Origin of the sequence: Paraburkholderia sp. BL10I2N1 (assembly GCF_004361815.1) — a bacterium.
In the GTDB taxonomy this organism is placed as follows: Bacteria; Pseudomonadota; Gammaproteobacteria; order Burkholderiales; family Burkholderiaceae; genus Paraburkholderia.
In genome coordinates this window covers 2,734,565-2,751,622 of the sequence record NZ_SNWA01000002.1, presented here as the reverse complement: position 1 = coordinate 2,751,622, position 17,058 = coordinate 2,734,565, and the positions used below count along the sequence as shown (strand labels likewise).

The window sequence follows — 17,058 nt, the reverse complement described above, 5'->3', positions numbered from 1 at the left end:
TTCGACAGGCAGGCACGGAGATACATACATGAAATACCCCACGCGCAAGGTCGGCGGATACACGGCGAGCACCGCACGCGCTGCGCTCGCCGTGACGGCCACCGTCGCCGCGCTGCTCGCCACGGGCGCAGCACAGGCGGAGCCGCAAGGCTTTCTCGAGACACTGCATCGTCACACGACCCTGATCAACACCGTGCCCGAGAACGGCGACCAGAATCCGTACGCAATCGTCGTCGCGCCGGTTTCCGCCGGCACGGTCAAACAGGGCGACGTGCTGGTCGGCAACTTCAACAACTCGACCAATCTGCAAGGCACAGGCAGCACCATCGTCAACTACCACCCCGACACCAGGCAGATGTCGACGTTCGCTACCGTGCCCCGCGACCTGAAGGCATGCCCGGGCGGCGTCGGCCTGTCGACGGCGATGACGATGCTGAAGTCGGGCTGGGTGATCGTCGGCAGCACGCCGAGCAACGACGGCACGACCGGCACCAAGGGCGCCGGCTGCCTGATCGTACTCGACCCGCAGGGCAAGGTCGCCTCGACCATCGTCAGCCCGAATATCAACGACCCGTGGGGCAACATGGCTGTCGTCGATAACGGCACGAGCGCGACGCTGTTCGTGAGCAATGCGGGCTTCGGCGTCGGCGGCGCGGATGGCGATCCGCCGGTGTTCAAGCAGGCCACCGTACTGCGCCTCGAGCTCGACATTCCAGAAGGCAAGCCGCCCGTCGTGAAGCGGGAAACGGTGATCGGAAGCGGCTTCGGCGCGCAGGCCGACAAGGGTGTGTTCCTCGTCGGCCCTACTGGCCTTGCGCTGTCCGCCGACCAGAAGCTGCTGTACGTCTCGGACGCGATCGGCAACCGGGTCAACGAAATCGACGAGCCCCTGACGCGCGACACCAGCGGGGGCGTCGGCCGCCAGCTGACCGCCGATGGCCTGCTGCACCGTCCGCTCGCGATGGTCACCGCGCGGAACGGCCACCTGCTTGTGACGAACGCGCTCAACGGCCAGGTCGTCGAGATCGATCCGGCGAGCGGCAAGCAGATCTACGCGCGCTGGATCGACACGGACAAGGCCCAGTCGCCTCCGGGCAACGGCGACCTGTTCGGCATCGCGATGACGCCGGAGGGCGACGGTTTTTACTACGTACAGGATGACGTGAACACACTCGTACTCGCGAAATAAGATCATGCCAAACGAACACACTCCGCCGTCGCGCCCAGCGCGGCGCGGATTTCTGAAAGCAGGCGGCGTCGCGGTAGCGGCCGGCGCGGGCCTCGGTGCGAGCGGTCTCGCCCACGCGGCGCAGGCCGCATCCGGCAAGCCACACACGAACGATCCGCAGCACGCTGTCGAGCCGTTCTTCGGCGCGCATCAAGGCGGCATCGTCACGCCGCAGCAAAGCCACACCTACGTCGCCGCGTTCGATCTCACGACCGGCAAACGCGACGACGTCATCAGCCTGCTGCGCGAATGGACCAACGCCGCTGCACGCCTCACGCAGGGCGCACCGGCTGCATCGCTCGACACGGCCGACGACAGGTCGGCACCGGATTCCGGCGACGTGCTGGGCATGGGCACCTCGGGACTGACCATCACGTTCGGTTTCGGCCCTGGCCTCTTCACGCACGAAGGCAAGGATCGTTACGGCCTCGCGAACCGCCGTCCGGCAGCGCTCGTCGATCTGCCGCGCTTTAATGGCGACCAGCTGATCGCAGAGAAAACCGGCGGCGATCTTTTCATCCAGGCATGCGCGAACGATTCGCAAGTGGCGTTTCACGCGGTCCGTCAACTGGCGCGCATGGGCTATGGCGCGATCCAGATGCGCTGGGGCCAGGCTGGTTTTGTGTCGGGCCCGCGCGGACAGACCCCGCGCAACCTGATGGGCTTCAAGGACGGCACGAACAATCCGTCGACGCAAAAGCCGCCGCTGATGAACCAGTTCGTCTGGGCCAACAGCGCAGACGCGCCGTGGATGCAGGGCGGCACGTACACGGTTGTGCGTCGGGTGCGCATCACGCTCGAACACTGGGACCAGATGGAACTCGGCTTCCAGGAACAGGTGTTCGGCCGCCACAAGTACAGCGGCGCACCGATCGGGAAGAAGAACGAATTCGACGCGCTCGACCTGAATGCGCAGGACAAGGACGACAACCCGGTCATTCCGGAAAACTCGCACGTGCGGCTGTCGAACCAGGCGACCAATAACGGCGCGCAGATTCTGCGCCGCTCGTATTCGTACAACGACGGCACGAACTTCTACATCGAACGGTGGCCGCCATGGCGCCAGGAGACGGAATACGACGCGGGTCTGATTTTCATTGCACATCAGAGCGACCCGCGTACGGGCTTCATTCCGATCAACGAGAAGCTCGCGAAATTCGACATGATGAACCAGTTCACGACGCACATCGGCAGCGCGGTGTTCGCTGTGCCGCCGGGTGCGCGCGAGGGTTCGTTCATTGGCGCAGGTCTGTTCGAGGCGTAAGCTTCGGCAGCCAGAAACGCGCGACAGGCATCGACATATCACAATCAGGAGGATCAAGAATCATGGCTTCATCCCGTTTTGGCACGCGTTTGCGCGTGTCCTGCATCGCGGCGGCATTCACGCTGTCACTTGCCGCGGTCAGCGCGCACGCCGCGTCGATTACGCTGTACAGTGCGCAGCACGAGCAGGTCGTCAACACGCTTGCGAAGGATTTCGAAAAGGAATCGGGCATTTCGGTGAAGATCCGAAGCGGCGAAGGCCCGGCGCTCGCCGCGCAGCTGGTGGCCGAAGGCTCGGCCACGCCCGCTGATGTCTACTTCACGGAAAACTCACCCGAACTGATGCTGCTCGAAGAAAAGGGGCTGCTCTCCAAGGTAGACGCGGCGACGCTCGCAACGATCCCGGCACGCTTCAATTCGCCGACGGGACAATGGGTCGGCGTGACCGCCCGAGAAAGCGTGCTCATCTACAACACGACGAAGGTCCAGCCGTCGCAATTGCCGCCGTCGCTGTTCGATTTGGCGAAGCCCGAATGGAAGGGCAAGGTTGGCATTGCGCCTAGCGACGCCGACTTTCTGCCGCTCGTGAGCGCCGTGCTCGCGCTCAAGGGCGAAGCGCAGACACTTCAGTGGCTGAAGGGCCTGAAGGCGAACGCCCAGATCTTCGACGACGACGAAGGTGTGGTGGCTGCCGTCAATCGCGGCGGCGTGGCAACCGGTCTCGTCAACAATTACTACTGGGCCCGTCTGCACGCCGAACTCGGCGACAAGAAAACGCGCACCGCGATCTATCATTACGGCAATGGCGACGTCGGCGGCCTCGTCAACGTATCCGGCGCAGCGGTGCTGAAAACTGCGCACAACGCAGCCGGGGCGCAAGCGTTCCTCAAGTACCTCGTCAGCGAACGTGCGCAGACGCTGATGGCGAAGAACCACGTGAGCTTCGAATATCCGCTGCGCGCAGGCGTTGCGCCGGACCCGCTGCTCAAGCCGTTCTCTGAACTCACGCCGCCGTCGCTCACGCTCGAGCAGCTCGGCGACGATAGTCAGGCGGGCAAGCTGCTGCGCCAGGCGGGGCTTCTGTAATGGATCGGATGTGAGCGAGGTCATGATCGCCGCGCCTGCGGCTCCCGCAACGGCGCGCGCCAGAAAGCGCGCGCCGCGCGGCCTGCTGGCGGCAGCTGCATTCAGCGCAATGCTGGTGCTGCTGCCGCTGGCGTTTACCCTCTATCGTGCCGCGACCTTGGGGCTCGACGACACGATCGAACTCGTGTTCCGGCCGCTCGTCGGCGAACTGCTGGTCAACACGCTGCTGATCACCGTCAGCGCGACGCTGACGTCGGCCGTTATCGGCACGGCGGCCGCGTGGTTCGTCGAACGCACGCATGTGCCCGGTCGTCGCGCCTGGGCGGTGCTGACCGCTGCGCCGCTCGCCATGCCGCCTTTCATCACGAGCTATGCGTGGGTGTCGCTCAGTCTCGATTTGCAGGACTTTGCCGGCGCACTGCTCGTCATTACGTCCGCGTATTTTCCGCTCGTCTATCTGCCGGTCGCCGCTGCCTTGCGCGGCATGGACCCGGCGCTCGAAGAAAGCGCGCGTGCACTGGGCTGCGGGCGGTGGGCGACCTTCACGCGCGTCGTGCTGCCGCAACTGCGCCCCGCCCTACTTGGCGGCATGTTGCTCGTCGCGCTCGGCGTGTTGTCCGAATTCGGCGCGTTCCAGTTGCTGCGTTTTCGCACCTTCACCACCGAGATCTACGCCGAGTACCGCACGAGCTTCGACAACAGCGGCGCATCGCTGCTCGCGTGCCTCCTGATCGCGATGTGTCTGGTGTGCCTTGCGCTCGAATTCCGCGTACGCGGCGGGGCGCGGTATGAACGTGTCGATCGCGGCACACGCCGAGCTGCGCTGCGTTACGAGCTGGGCAAGTGGCGTTGGGTCGTGACGGGCGGTTTCGCAGCGCTCGCCATTGCCACGCTCGGCGTGCCGCTCGGCATGATCGGCTTCTGGCTCACGCAGGAAGGCGCCGCCGCGGTCACGCCTACGGAAGTGTCGCCCGAACTGCTGTTCAACGCGACGATGTCGTCGCTGGGTTTCGGGCTCGCCGCTGCGGTCGTGACGACGCTGCTCGTCGTTCCGCTCGCGTTCCTGCTGGTTCGCTATCCTGGCCGGCTCGCGACGCTTTCCGAGCGCACCGTGTTCCTCGCTCAAGGCATCCCGGGGCTGGTGATCGCGCTCGCGATCGTGTCGCTTGCCGTGCATGCGCTGCAGCCGCTCTATCAGGGCGCGACCTTGCTCGTGATTGCGTACGCGATCCTGTTCATGCCGCTCGCGCTCGTCAGCGTGCGCGCGGCGTTGATGCAGGCGCAGCCGCGTCTCGAAGAGACGGCTCGCGCGCTCGGCCTCGACTGGAAGCAGACGCTGGTTCGCGTGATGCTGCCGCTTGCCGGGCCGGGTCTCGGCGCGGCGGCGTCGATGGTGTTCATCTCGGTGGCCACTGAACTCAACGCGACACTGCTTCTCTCGCCGATCGGCACACACACGCTCGCCACCCAGGTCTGGTCCGACACTTCGACGCTCGCCTTTGCCGCGGCCGCGCCGTATGCTGCACTGTTGACCGGTATTTCCCTGTGCGCGTCGGGCCTGCTGTTCGCGTTGCTGGGCCGCTCGGCCCTGGCTGGCAAGAGCACTTGAGCACCTGAGCGCAGCAACCGTATTTCCATCAGATTTCCATGAGCGAACTTCGTATCAGCGGCCTGCATAAATCGTTTGACGGCCACGCCGTGCTGCACGGCATCGACCTGTCAGTGGAGCGCGGCACGCTGCTGGCGCTGCTCGGTCCGTCAGGCAGTGGCAAGACGACCTTACTGCGCGTGCTGTGCGGCTTCGAGCGGGCCGATAGCGGCACCATCGAAATCGAGGGGCGGCGCGTCGCCGGCAACGATCTGCATCTGCCTTCCGAACAGCGCCGTATCGGTTATGTGCCGCAGGAAGGCGCGCTGTTTCCGCATCTGTCGGTCGCGGACAATATCGTGTTCGGGTTGCCGCGTGGCCAGCGGCGCGCTCGCCATCGCGTCGCGGAACTGCTCGAACTCGTGGGCTTGCCGGCCAGTTACGCCGAGCGCGCGCCGCAGCAGCTGTCGGGCGGCCAGCAGCAACGCGTCGCGCTGGCCCGCGCGCTCGCGCCGTCGCCGACCCTCGTGATGCTCGACGAACCGTTCTCGTCGCTCGATGCGGCGTTGCGGCTCGAAACCCGCCAGGCCGTCGCGAATGCGCTGGCGGCGGCGGGTGCGACCGCCGTGCTGGTCACGCACGATCAATCGGAAGCGCTGTCGCTTGGACGCGAGGTCGCCGTGCTGTGGGATGGCAAGCTGATCCAGAAGGCGACACCGGAAACGCTCTATCGACGCCCCGTCACCCGCGAACTCGCCTCGTTCATCGGCGAAGCCGTACTGCTGCCTGGCCTTGTGGCGCACGAGGTTGCCGTTTGCGCTCTCGGCGAACTGAAACTGTCGGCCCCCATCGCAGACGGTCCCGTCGATGTAATGGTGCGGCCGGAACAGATCCGCGTGCTCGCGGCCGGCGAGGCGGCGACGAACGGCACGCACACCTTCGATGCCGTGGTACGCGAAGTCACCTTCAACGGTCAGGACGCGAGCGTCCTGCTGCAACTGGACGCGCAACACGCCGCCACGACGCCATCTGCCGCGATTCGCGCCCGTGTGCCCGGCTATCGCAGCCCACATCCGGGCGACAGGGTACGGCTCGCCGTCGATGGCGATGTGACGGCCTACGCGCGCGCCTGAGTGGGCACGGACAGATCCTGCATCATCTGCGCGGCGAGATAGTCGCAGGTCGGCCGGTCGGATTTCGCGCTGCGGGCCACGACGATTTCGAGCGGCTCGATGTAAGGCAAACCCTGCGCCTCGCCGTAAATCGTCAGGCGCGACGGCACGCTGCAGCGCGCCAGCGCCACGATGGCCAGCCCCGCATCGACCGTCGCCACGAGCCCGAGCAGGCTCGCGCTGCTATACGCCGCGCGATATTTGATCCCGGCCTTGTTCAGCGCGTCGAGCGTGTGTGCCCGCGCCACGCATCCATGCTCGTACAGCCCGACGGGAAGCGGTGACGCGGCAAGCACCGAGGAATCTTCCGGCGAGCCGACCCACACCATGTCCTCACGCCGCACCAGATCACCGCGCAGCTTGCGGTCACGTGTGACGAAGGCGAGATCGATCTTGTTGTCGGCCAGCATTGGCGCGAGCGCCGTGCTCTGCGCGCAGACGATCTCGATCTCGACATGCGGGTACAGATTCGAAAAACGACGCAAAACCGGCGACAGCAACGAAGAAGCGTAATCATCCGGCGCGCCGAGCACGACACGGCCAGTCACCTCAGGCCGCGCAATCGCCGACCACGCCTCCTCATGCAGGTCGAGCATCCGCCGCGCGTATTCGAGCAACGTGTTGCCCGGCCGTGTGAGCGCCAGATTTCGCGTATCGCGCATGAAAAGCGTCGTGCCGAGCATGCGTTCGAGCCGCTTGATCTGCATGCTGACAGCCGCCTGCGACCGATGCACCGTCGCTGAAGCCTTTGTAAAACTGCCGGCCTCCACCACTGCAACAAACGTCCGCAAGAGATCGACGTCGAATTCCGGATGCATGATTTATCAATTCCGCTTATGGAATATCTCAATTTTATTCGTTTGTAAGCAGACGGCAAGTCATCGATACTCGGCCCAACGTTGTCATTGACCGGAGCCATCTCGCATGAACATGACTGAACGCCAGCAGGGCGCCGTGACGCTGGCAGCCGGCGGCTTGTTAATGGGCACGCTCGGCATCTTCATCGAGGAGGCGCGGCTTGGCGCGCTCACGCTCGTATTCTTTCGCTGCCTGTTCGGTTTTCTGGCGTTGTTTGCGTATTGCGCGTGGAAAGGGTTTTTCGCGCGCCGCTATTTCACGCGACGCACCGTGATGCTCGCGGTGCTCTCCGGTGTGCTGATGGTCACGCAGTGGGTCTGGTTCTTCGATGCGATTCACCGGACCAGCATCGCGGTGGCCACCGTCGTGTTTCACGTGCAGCCGTTCTGGGTAGTCCTGATCGGTGCAGCGCTCTTCAACGAACGGCTCGGCATCGACCGGCTCAGCTGGATCGCGACCGCCTTCGTCGGGCTCGTGCTGGCCTCGGGTGTGGTTGCCACCGATAACCTGCAGGGCCACACGAGCTATCTGATCGGCATCGGCGAGGCGCTGGCCGGCTCGGTGCTCTATGCCAGCGTCACGCTGATCGCGAAAAGCCTCGGTGACCTGCGCCCGCACCTGCTGACGCTCGCCCAGTGTCTGGTGGGCGTCGTCTGCCTGCCATTCATCGCGCCGCTGGCCGCCGCCCATATTTCGCCGCAGCAGTGGTTCTGGCTCGTGGGGATGGGCGTGCTGCACACCGGGCTCTCGTATGTGCTGATCTACGGCGCGCTGCCCAAACTCACCACGCCGGTCATCGCCGTGCTGCTCTTCGTGTATCCGCTGACCGCCATCGCCGTAGACGCAGTCGTGTACGGACGGGCGCTGTCTCCCGCGCAGCTCGCCGGCATGGCGCTCATCGTGGCGGCGAGCCTCGGGGTCAATCTCGGCTGGCCGCTTCTTTCGGCCATCCTGCCGCGCGGAAGCGCCAGCCGCCACGCCGATTGACGCCGGTTGACGACGCTTGCCGCGCGGCAGGCCGGCGCCGCGTGAGCGAACGCCGCGCCGCAACCGGCCATTTACTCGGGCAGCACTTGCCCCTTCGTCTCCGGTGCGAACGGAATGATGAAGAGGCCGAAGACAAAGGCGAGCGCCGTCAGCGCCACCGGCACGCCGAGCGTATGCATGTGCAGCACCGCTGCGCCGAGCAGGAAGTTCACCCCCGCACCGACAAACCGGCCAAACGATGTGCAGAATGCGAAGGCCGTCGCACGCACGCGCGTCTCGAACTGCTCCGGCAGCCACAGGCTGAAGAGCGCGAAATTGCCGCCGAAGAAGCCGAGCACCGTGAGCCACGCGATAAACGGCGCAAGACCGTTCGGCAGATAGAACGCCCACCCGAAGCTACCCACGATCGCCACGGCCATGCCCGTGAAATAGATCGCCAGGGTTTTCCTGCGGCCGATGCGCTCGGCGATTGGCGGCAGCGCAAGACAGCCGAGGATCGTCGCGATTGACAGCAAGCCGGTTGCGATCGACGCCATCTTGACCGACTCGGGTTTCGTCATGCCGGCCTTCGTCGCGAGCTGGATGACAGCCGACGGCTCGTAGACCGCCCCGGCCCACAGACCGATGATCGCGATCGTGAGCAACGCGCAGGCGACCCACGTGCGACGCCGGTACATCGGCCCAAGAATCTCCCGCAACGGTTTGGTGCGCACGGTGCGCGCTTCGGCCTTCTGCCACTTTTCCGTCTCTTTCACGCGCAGCAGGATCACGATCGCGCAGACGACAGGCACCGCGCCGGTCAGGAACATCGCGCGCCAGCCGAAATGCACGCCGATCGTGTAGTTGAGCGCGGCGGCGAGGAAGAAACCTGCGTAGTAGCCCGTCTGCAGATAGCCGGCGCCCATCTTGCGGCGGTCCTCCGGCCACGCTTCGGCGACATAGGTGCCCGCGAGCGCCCATTCGCCGCCGATCCCCACGCCTGCGATGAAGCGGTAGATGCCGAGTTCCCACACGTTTTGCGAGGTCGCCGCGAGTCCCGTAAAGATGGCGAACGTGAAGATCGTGCCGGCCAGCACCCGTGTGCGGCCAAAGCGGTCGGCGAGCGGACCCCAAATGAAAGACAGCCCCCATCCGACGAGGAACAGGGCGAACAGGATCGAACCGGCCAGCCCGACATTGGCCGGCGTCGCGGCGAAACCCGAGCGCGGCAGCAACTCGGTCAGTGCGGGCGTGAGGACCAGCGCGTAAATGAACGAGTCCATGCCGTCGAGCGTCCAGCCTGCCCACGCGCCCCAGAAACCAGCAATCTGCGAGCGATTGAGCGGCGTGCGCCGCCGCGCGGCAGTCGCGCGGTCCGTGATTGAATTCATCATGCTCCTCCAGTGATACGGTTTGGAATACGTGCTTCGGAACGACGCTGCGGTGCGCTTGTCGGGTCGATAGCCGGGTCAATAGCGGGGTCGATAGCCGGACGGAGTTTGCTGTCTCATTGGTGCTCGAGCAGAACCTGGCGCGGGATGCTGCCCGTGCGTGTGCGACAGGTGCCTGTGGACCGCAAACCCCGGGTTTCTCCGGCTGGAAAACGCGCTTTTTTATATATAATATTTGATCTCATGAGCGACGCAACGAATGGTTTTCCCTTACACGAAGGCACGGCGCCACTTCTTCTTCTGCCGGCGGCGGTGCCCCGGGCGAGCACGTCACGCGTGATCGCGGATGCGCTGCGCGCGGCGATTGTCGACGGCACGCTGGCACCAGGCGCACCGTTGCGGCAGGACGCGATTGCGCGGCATTTTTCGGTCAGCGCGATTCCCGTGCGCGAAGCACTTCGGCAACTCGAAAGCGAAGGCTGGGCGAAAGTCGAGATGCACAAGGGCGCGACGGTCGCGCCTTTGTCGGCCGACGAGGCGCGGGAAATCTACGAGATCCGCTCGGCACTCGAAAGCCTCGCGATCGGGCTGGCGATTCCGGCTCACACCGCTGAGACACTGCGCGTATCCGAAAAGCTCTGCGAGGCCGCCGGGCGCGAAACCGATCCGTCTCTTTATGTGACGCGAAATGAAGCCTTCCATATGAGCCTCTACGCGCCCGCCGGACGGCCACAGCTCACCGAGATGCTCGTCACGCTGCACCGGCGTGGCGAACGCTATCTGCGCCTGAAGTTCGGCCTGCCGAGCTACAAGGTCGAATCCGATCAGGAACATGACGCGCTGCTCGACGCCGTGCGTCGAGGTGACGTTGCCACCGCGCAGACGCTGGTTGCGCAACATCTGCTCGGCACCGGCGATCTGCTCTATCGTTTCCTGAACGAACGCGCACAGGCTGAGGCCGTGCAGACAAAAACCCGCAAGCCACGTGCGGCACGCGCGTCCCGCACGCGCACGACCATGCCCACTTCAACCGGGAGCTGAATCCGCCGATGAACCCATCCGTCGAAACGTCACCTCATACGGCCGCTGCGGCAGCCGGGCCCGCAGCGCGCTCCTGGACCACGCGCCGCGACGAAAAAAAAACGCCGTCTCGCGGCAATCGCGCCATGGCTGCAGGACGGCGTGCTACCGGCAGCACGCATCGTCGACGCGCTGGAAACATTGATTCGTCCGGGCGATCGCGTCGCGCTGGAAGGCGATAACCAGAAGCAGGCCGACTTCCTGTCGCGCTCGCTGGCGAAAGTCGACCCAGAGAAGGTTTACGATGTTCATCTGCTGATTTCGACCATCAACCGCCCCGAACACCTGACGCTGTTCGAGAAAGGCATCGCTCACAAGATCGACTTTTCGTTTGCCGGCCCGCAGAGCCTGCGCGTGGCGCAACTGCTCGAAGACGGGCAGCTCGAGATCGGCGCGATCTACACCTACGTCGAGCTATATGCGCGGATGTTCGTCGACCTGACGCCGAACGTTGCCCTGCTGTGCGCGGAAAAAGCCGACCGGCACGGTAACCTCTACACGGGACCGAACACCGAAGACACCCCCACCATCGCCGAAGCTGCCGCATTCCGGCATGGCATCGTGATCGTCCAGGTGAACGAGATCGTCGATGAACTGCCGCGCGTCGATATTCCCGGGTCATGGGTCGACGTTGTCGTCGAGGCGGACCGGCCCTTCGCCGTCGAACCGCTCTTCACGCGCGATCCCCGCCACATCGGCGACTTGCAGGTGCTGACCGCGATGATGGTCATCAAGGGTATCTATGCGCCGTACGGGATTACATCGCTGAATCATGGCATCGGCTTCGATACGGCCGCCATCGAACTGCTGCTGCCGACCTATGGTGAATCGCTGGGGCTCAAGGGCAAGATTTGCCGCAACTGGACGCTCAACCCGCATCCCACGCTGATTCCCGCGATCGAATCCGGCTGGGTGGAAAGCGTGCATTGCTTCGGCAGCGAGGTCGGCATGGAAGCGTATATCGAGGCGCGCCCCGATGTGTTCTTCACCGGCAGCGACGGCAGCCTGCGCTCGAACCGCGTGCTGTGCCAGCTAGCCGGGCAATATGGCGTCGACCTGTTCATCGGCTCAACGCTGCAGTTCGACGCGGATGCGAATTCATCGACGGTGACGCGTGGCCGGCTCGCGGGTTTTGGCGGCGCACCGAACATGGGCCATGACCCGCGCGGGCGGCGTCATTCGAGCGAAGCCTGGCTCAAGCTGCTGAAGGATCAAGGCCCCGTTTCGCGCGGGCGCAAGCTTGTCGTGCAGACGGCGGAGACCTACAAGAAAGGTGGCGAACCGACCTTCGTCGAAGAACTCGACGCGGTGGCGGTGGGCACGAAAAGCGGCATGCCGGTCGCGCCGGTGATGATCTATGGCGATGATGTGAGCCACGTCGTCACCGAGGAAGGCATCGCCTATCTGCACAAGGCGGAAGGCATTGAAGAACGGCGTTCGGCCCTGGCCGCGGTAGCCGGCGTGACGCCGATCGGTCTGCGCGCGAAGCCTGAAAAAACCGCTGAACTGCGCCGACGCGGCATCGTCGCGTATCCGGAAGATCTCGGCATCCGGCGCGGTGAAGCGAAACGCTCGCTGCTCGCGGCACGCAGCATCGACGATCTCGTCACGTGGTCAGGCGGACTGTACTCGCCGCCCGCGCGGTTCCGGAGCTGGTGAGCCCATGGCAGCGATGGCTGACACCATGGCGCCGCGGGGAACGTGCGCGAGTGCAAGTGTCGCGGCGGCTCCGGCTGAGCTGCCCGACGCGCAACTTGCCCGGCTCGCCGTCGATGCGTTGATCGATGAGGCGCACCTGACGCCCAAACCGGCGCTCGTCGACCGGCGCGGCAGCGGAGCACACCGCGACCTCGATCTGGCGAAGATGACCCGCTCCGCGCTGGCACTGGAGCCGACCTTCGTTGCGCTCGCGCGGGCATCGCGCAATCGCGTCCCCTCCGCCACGCTGCGGGCCGAACTCGGGCAGATCGGCCGCACCGGCGAAATCGCGATGATGCAGGCCACCGGCGGCAGCAACGCGCATCGCGGCGCGATCTGGATTCTCGGCTTGCTGGTTGCGGGCGCGGCGATCTACGAATCCACCTCTTCGGCTTCGAATCTGATCAAGGGCGGAGGCACGGCGGTCAATGAGTTTTCATGCGGCGATGACGATATGACTTCGGCCAATGTGGTATCGCGCGGCGCCCCTGGCTCTGCTGGAACGCGTACCGGCCCAGCGGCCCATCGCGCTGTAGCGACCGTCAGCAGAAACAGCGCGTCGCTTGCGGAATCTGCATTGCGTATCTGCAAACTCGCCGCCCAGATTGCCTGCTTCCCCGATAGATTCGCCGCGCCCACCGACAGCCACGGCGAACGCGTGCGCCGCAAATACCGCGTCGGCGGCGCACGGCTCGAAGCGCAGGAAGGCTTTCCGCACGTGATCGACGTCGGTTTGCCCGCGCTCGCTACGGCACGCGCAAACGGCATCGCGGAAGACGCTGCGCGCGTCGACACGTTGCTGGCGATCATGGCGTCGCTCGACGACACTTGCCTCCTCCATCGCGCGGGCCTCCCCGGCCTGCACGCCGGCAAGGAAGGCGCGCGCCACGCGCTCGCCTGCGGTGGCAGTTCCACCGCAGAGGGGCGTATGGCGCTCGCGGCGCTCGAGAGCAAGTTGACGTCGCTCAACGCATCCCCCGGCGGCGCAGCCGACATGCTCGCCGCCACCCTCTTCATCGACAAGCTGGCTTCGCACGATGCCGGCGGGAGTGCTGCCTCATGGAACATCTGACTTTCGACTATCCGGCGCGACGCGCCGTCACGACACGTGCACACGTCGGGGTGGTCGGCTCCGGCGACCTCGAAGTGCTGCTGTCGCCCGCCGCGACGATGACCGCGCAGGTGGTCGTCCGAACGAGCGTCGACGGCTATAGCCACATCTGGAAGAGCGTGCTGGACCGGTTCTTTACGCGCTTTGATGGCGCCGCACAGATCGAAATCAACGACTTTGGCGCGACGCCCGGCGTCGTCGCGCTGCGGCTTGCCGAGGCGGCCGAAGCAGCAGCCGCCGCCGAAACGGGAGACAACGCATGAATCCAGTTGCGACGCCTCCCACGCCCTTGCTGCGCGAGAGCTTCATCGAACTGTCCGCGCGTGAGCGCGCACGCGCACTGCTCGACGCCGGCACGTTTCGCGAACTGCTCGGACCGTTCGACCGCATCGAATCGCCGTGGCTGCCGATTCAGGGCATCGTCTGTCAAGCCGACGACGGCGCCATCATTGCACGCGGCACGATCGATGGCGAGCCGGCAGTGGTCGCCGCCATCGAATCGGCCTTCCAGGGTGGCAGTATCGGCGAGGTATCGGGCAGCAAGATCGCGGCCGCGCTCGAACTCACGCTGCGCGACTGCGAGCGTGGCCGGATCGTGCGGCCGGTTGTGTTGTTCGAGACCGGCGGCGTGCGTTTGCAGGAGGCCAATCTCGGTCTCGCCGTCATTGCTGAAATACAGGCAGCCATCGTTGCGCTGCGCCGGCATGTACCGGTGGTCGGCGTGATTGCGGGGATGGTCGGATGCTTCGGCGGGATGTCGCTGGCGGCCGCGCTCTGTTCGTATCTGGTCGTGACAAAACAGGGGCGGCTTGGCATGAACGGGCCCGAAGTCATCGAGCAGGAAGCGGGCATCGACGAACTCGACGCCAGCGATCGACGCCGCGTCTGGCAACTGATCGGCGGCGAGCAGCGCGCGGCGACCGGCCTCGCCGACACGCTCACCGAAGATGATTCCAGCGCCGTGCGCGAAGCCGTACGGCACGCGTTTGCCCAGGGTGTGCCGTCGGCGCATCGCAGCGAACAGGTCGATACCTATCTCGCACGGCTCGCGCAGATCGATCCCGTGACCGTCACCCCCGAATCGATGCGCCCGGTATTTGGCTCGCAGGCCCTGAACCCGTCGAAGGAGGACGCGTGAACGATACAACGCTGACACGCGGCGCGCGCTGGTTTCGCGCACTCGCGGGTGATATCCGCACGGACGCACCGGTCTGGAGTGGCGATGCGCAGCTGGGCGCCGAAAACGCGCGCTTTATCGCCGTCGTCCCGGACCCGGACAACCGCTTCCCGCGCGCGACCGACAATGTCGTCGGGCTCGAGCAGGGCTGGCGACTCGCCCGCGCCGTGCGAGAGGTTATCGACGAAGACACCCGCACCGGCAACACGGGCGTGCGCCGACCGATCGTCGCGATCGTCGACGTCAAAAGCCAGGCGTATGGCTATCGCGAGGAGATGCTCGGCATCCATCTCGCGTGCGCCGCGGCCGTCGATGCGTACGCGACTGCGCGCGCGGCGGGGCATCCGGTGATTGCGTTGATCGTCGGACCCGCGATGTCCGGCGCATTTCTCGCGCATGGTTACCAGGCAAACCGGATTGTCGCGCTCGACGCGCCCGGCACGATGGTCCACGCGATGGGCAAGGAAGCGGCAGCCCGCGTCACCCGTCGCACGGTCGAAGAGCTCGACGCTCTCGGCGAGAAGATCGTGCCGATGTCGTATTCGATGGCGTCTTTTGCGAAGCTCGGCCTGCTCGATGAATTGATCGAAGGCGTCGACGCCGATACTCCGGATGACGCACAGATCGATCGCGTTCGCCAGGTTCTGATCGACTCGGTTCGCAGTGCGCGTGAGGGATCGCGTGACCTGTCGCGTCGGCTGACATCGGGCGCCGCAAAAATGACGCGGGCCGCTTCGATCGAAGTGCGCCGACGGCTCGCCGAACAGTGGGATGCCGTGTGATGCCCGTGTGCGCCCCGCCACCGTTTCGCCTCGATACGGCCAGTACTGCGCCTTTGGGCGACACGCGCTGGCAGCCGCACGATCTGCTGAGACTGCGACGTCTCCGCCACGACGACAGTGAACCGCCGTGGGTTCGCGACGCGTTCGCGCGCGCACCGTTCGCGGTTGTGCGGCGTGCGCAGGCCGCAGCGGGCTTCATCGCGATCGGCGTACGGAGCGACACCCGGGAACAGCGTTACGGGGCGTGGGCCGAAGCCGACGACGTCGAAGCGGCCGTCACGCCTGAACAACTTCTGGACGTCGATCCTTCTGGCGAACGCCGTGCACTTCCCGCGTTCATCGCGTTGACCGCTCTCCGCAGCCACGCGGCGACGCTCGCTGCATTCAGATGGGGGCCGACGGGAAGCGTCGGTTTTGAACTCGCGACCGGGTTCCCGGCCGTCACGTCGTCAAGCGATCTCGATCTGCTGATTCGCGCACCCGCACGACTCACTCACGAGGCCGCGGTCGCGATGCTGAGCGAACTGCAGGCATATGCAGGACACGAGGGTATCCGGATCGACGCACAGGTCGAAACGCCCGCAGGCGGCATAGCCCTCGCGGAACTCGCAGCGGGCAAACCGCGTGTCATGGCGCGCCATTCGCAGGGTCCCGTGCTCGTCGCCGATCCGTGGTCGACCACCAACGGCGGCGACTGATGCTGACGTATCTGTTCCCCGGTCAGGGCGCGCAGCACGAAGGCTATCTTCGCCGACTGCACGAACAGGCAGCGTTCAAGGAAACGCTTGACGAAGCCTCACATATTCTCGACCTCGATATCCTGACGCTCGATACGCCAGACGCCCTACGTTCGACGGTCGCTGTACAGGTCGGACTTGTCGTGGCCGGTGTTGCAATGGTACGCGCCCTCGCTGCAGAACATATTGAGCCTGACATCAGTGCGGGGCTCTCGGTGGGTGCCTACCCGGCCGCCGTGAGTTGCGGGGCGCTGGCATTCGACGACGCGCTCCGTATGGTGAGAAAACGAGCGGAATTGATGGAGACGGTCTGGCCATCAGGCTATGGTCTTGCTGCGATTGCCGGATTGTCCGAGCATCAAGTGGAAAAGCTCGCTCACGATCACCAGCACGACGGCCATACACCGGTTTATATCGCCAACGTCAACGCTCCCCGCCAGATCGTGATGGCTGGCTCCGATGCGGCGCTCGGCGCCTTCATTGCACGCGCCCTGGCAGCCGGTGCGCGTAAGGCAACCCGACTGGCAGTCAGCGTGCCTTCGCATTGCGAACTGCTCGCCGAGGCCAGCGACGAACTGCTCGCCTACGCGAAAGACATCGCGTTTCGCGCCCCGCTCGGTCCGTATATCGACAACCGAGGCGGTCGCCCTTTACACACGGCCGACGCGATCCGCGCCGATCTCGCGACGAACATGCGTTATACGGTGCGCTGGTACGACGCGCTGACAGCGATGATCGAAATGGGCGGCCGCGTTCTGATCGAAGCCCCGCCGGGGCAGGTGCTGAGCGATATCAGCCGCGAAGCCTTTCCGGACGTAACCGTCGTCGCCGCAAGCTCAATGGCACTCGACCGGCTCGCTGCAACCATACGGCGACGCACTGGGGCTGACGGTGGTTAACGACCGCTAATGGCGGCTCGCA

15 protein-coding genes and 1 pseudogene are annotated in these 17,058 nt (G+C 65.2%); 14 read left to right on the top strand and 2 right to left on the bottom strand.

The genetic code is table 11. The features are described from left to right. Window positions 1-28: 28 nt before the first annotated feature. The 5 genes from B0G77_RS34685 (at window position 29) to B0G77_RS34665 (ending at window position 6,298) form a co-directional block, all read left to right on the top strand. A complete protein-coding gene (locus B0G77_RS34685) occupies window positions 29-1,189 on the top strand; it encodes a hypothetical protein (protein WP_133666290.1) in 1,161 nt (386 codons plus the stop codon). A 4-nt stretch (window positions 1,190-1,193) separates the two neighbouring features. Continuing rightward, window positions 1,194-2,492, top strand: a complete 1,299-nt coding sequence (gene efeB, locus B0G77_RS34680; RefSeq protein ID WP_133666289.1) for an iron uptake transporter deferrochelatase/peroxidase subunit — start codon at window positions 1,194-1,196, stop codon at window positions 2,490-2,492. Window positions 2,493-2,554: 62 nt separating this feature from the next. Next, the gene (locus B0G77_RS34675; RefSeq protein WP_133666288.1) at window positions 2,555-3,577 is read left to right on the top strand and encodes an iron ABC transporter substrate-binding protein; all 1,023 of its coding nucleotides are present in this window, start codon (window positions 2,555-2,557) and stop codon (window positions 3,575-3,577) included. 10 nt (window positions 3,578-3,587) lie between these two features. After that, entirely contained in the window at window positions 3,588-5,186 is a 1,599-nt protein-coding gene (locus tag B0G77_RS34670; protein WP_208116538.1) for an iron ABC transporter permease, read from the top strand. Window positions 5,187-5,224: 38 nt separating this feature from the next. Further along, window positions 5,225-6,298 carry an ABC transporter ATP-binding protein gene (locus B0G77_RS34665; protein ID WP_133666287.1) on the top strand — a complete coding sequence of 358 codons (1,074 nt, stop codon included), beginning with the start codon at window positions 5,225-5,227 and terminating at the stop codon, window positions 6,296-6,298. Here B0G77_RS34665 and B0G77_RS34660 read toward each other — a convergent pair. After that, the gene (locus B0G77_RS34660; protein WP_133666286.1) at window positions 6,283-7,155 is read right to left on the bottom strand and encodes a LysR substrate-binding domain-containing protein; all 873 of its coding nucleotides are present in this window, start codon (window positions 7,153-7,155) and stop codon (window positions 6,283-6,285) included. The genes B0G77_RS34665 and B0G77_RS34660 overlap by 16 nt on opposite strands. 106 nt (window positions 7,156-7,261) lie before the next feature. Here B0G77_RS34660 and B0G77_RS34655 point away from each other — a divergent pair, with 106 nt between their 5' ends. After that, window positions 7,262-8,182 carry a DMT family transporter gene (locus B0G77_RS34655; protein WP_133666285.1) on the top strand — a complete coding sequence of 307 codons (921 nt, stop codon included), beginning with the start codon at window positions 7,262-7,264 and terminating at the stop codon, window positions 8,180-8,182. Window positions 8,183-8,253: 71 nt separating this feature from the next. On the opposite strand, the gene B0G77_RS34650 is transcribed toward B0G77_RS34655, so the two are convergent. Beyond that, window positions 8,254-9,552 (bottom strand): MFS transporter, encoded by a 1,299-nt coding sequence (locus tag B0G77_RS34650; RefSeq protein WP_208116537.1) that lies wholly within the window; start codon window positions 9,550-9,552, stop codon window positions 8,254-8,256. Window positions 9,553-9,795: 243 nt separating this feature from the next. Between B0G77_RS34650 and B0G77_RS34645 the strand changes: the two genes are divergently transcribed. The 8 genes and pseudogenes from B0G77_RS34645 to mdcH all read left to right on the top strand — a co-directional run bounded on the left by B0G77_RS34645 (window position 9,796) and on the right by mdcH (window position 17,036). Beyond that, entirely contained in the window at window positions 9,796-10,593 is a 798-nt protein-coding gene (locus B0G77_RS34645) for a GntR family transcriptional regulator (protein ID WP_133666283.1), read from the top strand. An 8-nt stretch (window positions 10,594-10,601) separates the two neighbouring features. After that, window positions 10,602-12,291: pseudogene (gene mdcA, locus B0G77_RS34640) on the top strand (malonate decarboxylase subunit alpha). 25 nt (window positions 12,292-12,316) lie between these two features. Continuing rightward, window positions 12,317-13,402 (top strand): triphosphoribosyl-dephospho-CoA synthase, encoded by a 1,086-nt coding sequence (locus B0G77_RS34635; protein ID WP_243751424.1) that lies wholly within the window; start codon window positions 12,317-12,319, stop codon window positions 13,400-13,402. Next, window positions 13,390-13,704: a malonate decarboxylase subunit delta gene (locus tag B0G77_RS34630; RefSeq protein WP_133666281.1), complete on the top strand. Its 315-nt coding sequence runs from the start codon at window positions 13,390-13,392 to the stop codon at window positions 13,702-13,704. The genes B0G77_RS34635 and B0G77_RS34630 overlap by 13 nt, the downstream gene beginning before the upstream one ends. After that, window positions 13,701-14,579 carry a biotin-independent malonate decarboxylase subunit beta gene (locus B0G77_RS34625; RefSeq protein WP_133666280.1) on the top strand — a complete coding sequence of 293 codons (879 nt, stop codon included), beginning with the start codon at window positions 13,701-13,703 and terminating at the stop codon, window positions 14,577-14,579. Before B0G77_RS34630 ends, B0G77_RS34625 begins: the two co-directional genes overlap by 4 nt. After that, window positions 14,576-15,400 carry a biotin-independent malonate decarboxylase subunit gamma gene (gene mdcE / locus B0G77_RS34620; RefSeq protein WP_133666279.1) on the top strand — a complete coding sequence of 275 codons (825 nt, stop codon included), beginning with the start codon at window positions 14,576-14,578 and terminating at the stop codon, window positions 15,398-15,400. Before B0G77_RS34625 ends, mdcE begins: the two co-directional genes overlap by 4 nt. Further along, on the top strand, window positions 15,400-16,098 hold the full coding sequence (locus tag B0G77_RS34615; protein ID WP_133666278.1) for a malonate decarboxylase holo-ACP synthase: 699 nt from the start codon (window positions 15,400-15,402) through the stop codon (window positions 16,096-16,098). The genes mdcE and B0G77_RS34615 overlap by 1 nt, the downstream gene beginning before the upstream one ends. Further along, window positions 16,098-17,036 (top strand): malonate decarboxylase subunit epsilon, encoded by a 939-nt coding sequence (gene mdcH, locus B0G77_RS34610; RefSeq protein ID WP_133666277.1) that lies wholly within the window; start codon window positions 16,098-16,100, stop codon window positions 17,034-17,036. Before B0G77_RS34615 ends, mdcH begins: the two co-directional genes overlap by 1 nt. Window positions 17,037-17,058: the final 22 nt, after the last annotated feature.

Excerpts from the sequence above, each read along its gene's own strand:
- B0G77_RS34635 (WP_243751424.1), top strand. The coding sequence starts at position 12,317 with ATGGCGCCGCGGGGAACGTGCGCGAGTGCAAGTGTCGCGGCGGCTCCG.
- B0G77_RS34625 (WP_133666280.1), top strand. The coding sequence starts at position 13,701 with ATGAATCCAGTTGCGACGCCTCCCACGCCCTTGCTGCGCGAGAGCTTC.
- B0G77_RS34655 (WP_133666285.1), top strand. The coding sequence starts at position 7,262 with ATGAACATGACTGAACGCCAGCAGGGCGCCGTGACGCTGGCAGCCGGC.
- B0G77_RS34665 (WP_133666287.1), top strand. The coding sequence starts at position 5,225 with ATGAGCGAACTTCGTATCAGCGGCCTGCATAAATCGTTTGACGGCCAC.
- B0G77_RS34645 (WP_133666283.1), top strand. The coding sequence starts at position 9,796 with ATGAGCGACGCAACGAATGGTTTTCCCTTACACGAAGGCACGGCGCCA.
- efeB (WP_133666289.1), top strand. The coding sequence starts at position 1,194 with ATGCCAAACGAACACACTCCGCCGTCGCGCCCAGCGCGGCGCGGATTT.
- B0G77_RS34675 (WP_133666288.1), top strand. The coding sequence starts at position 2,555 with ATGGCTTCATCCCGTTTTGGCACGCGTTTGCGCGTGTCCTGCATCGCG.
- B0G77_RS34630 (WP_133666281.1), top strand. The coding sequence starts at position 13,390 with ATGGAACATCTGACTTTCGACTATCCGGCGCGACGCGCCGTCACGACA.
- B0G77_RS34660 (WP_133666286.1), bottom strand. The coding sequence starts at position 7,155 with ATGCATCCGGAATTCGACGTCGATCTCTTGCGGACGTTTGTTGCAGTG.
- B0G77_RS34615 (WP_133666278.1), top strand. The coding sequence starts at position 15,400 with ATGCCCGTGTGCGCCCCGCCACCGTTTCGCCTCGATACGGCCAGTACT.
- B0G77_RS34650 (WP_208116537.1), bottom strand. The coding sequence starts at position 9,552 with ATGAATTCAATCACGGACCGCGCGACTGCCGCGCGGCGGCGCACGCCG.
- B0G77_RS34685 (WP_133666290.1), top strand. The coding sequence starts at position 29 with ATGAAATACCCCACGCGCAAGGTCGGCGGATACACGGCGAGCACCGCA.
- mdcH (WP_133666277.1), top strand. The coding sequence starts at position 16,098 with ATGCTGACGTATCTGTTCCCCGGTCAGGGCGCGCAGCACGAAGGCTAT.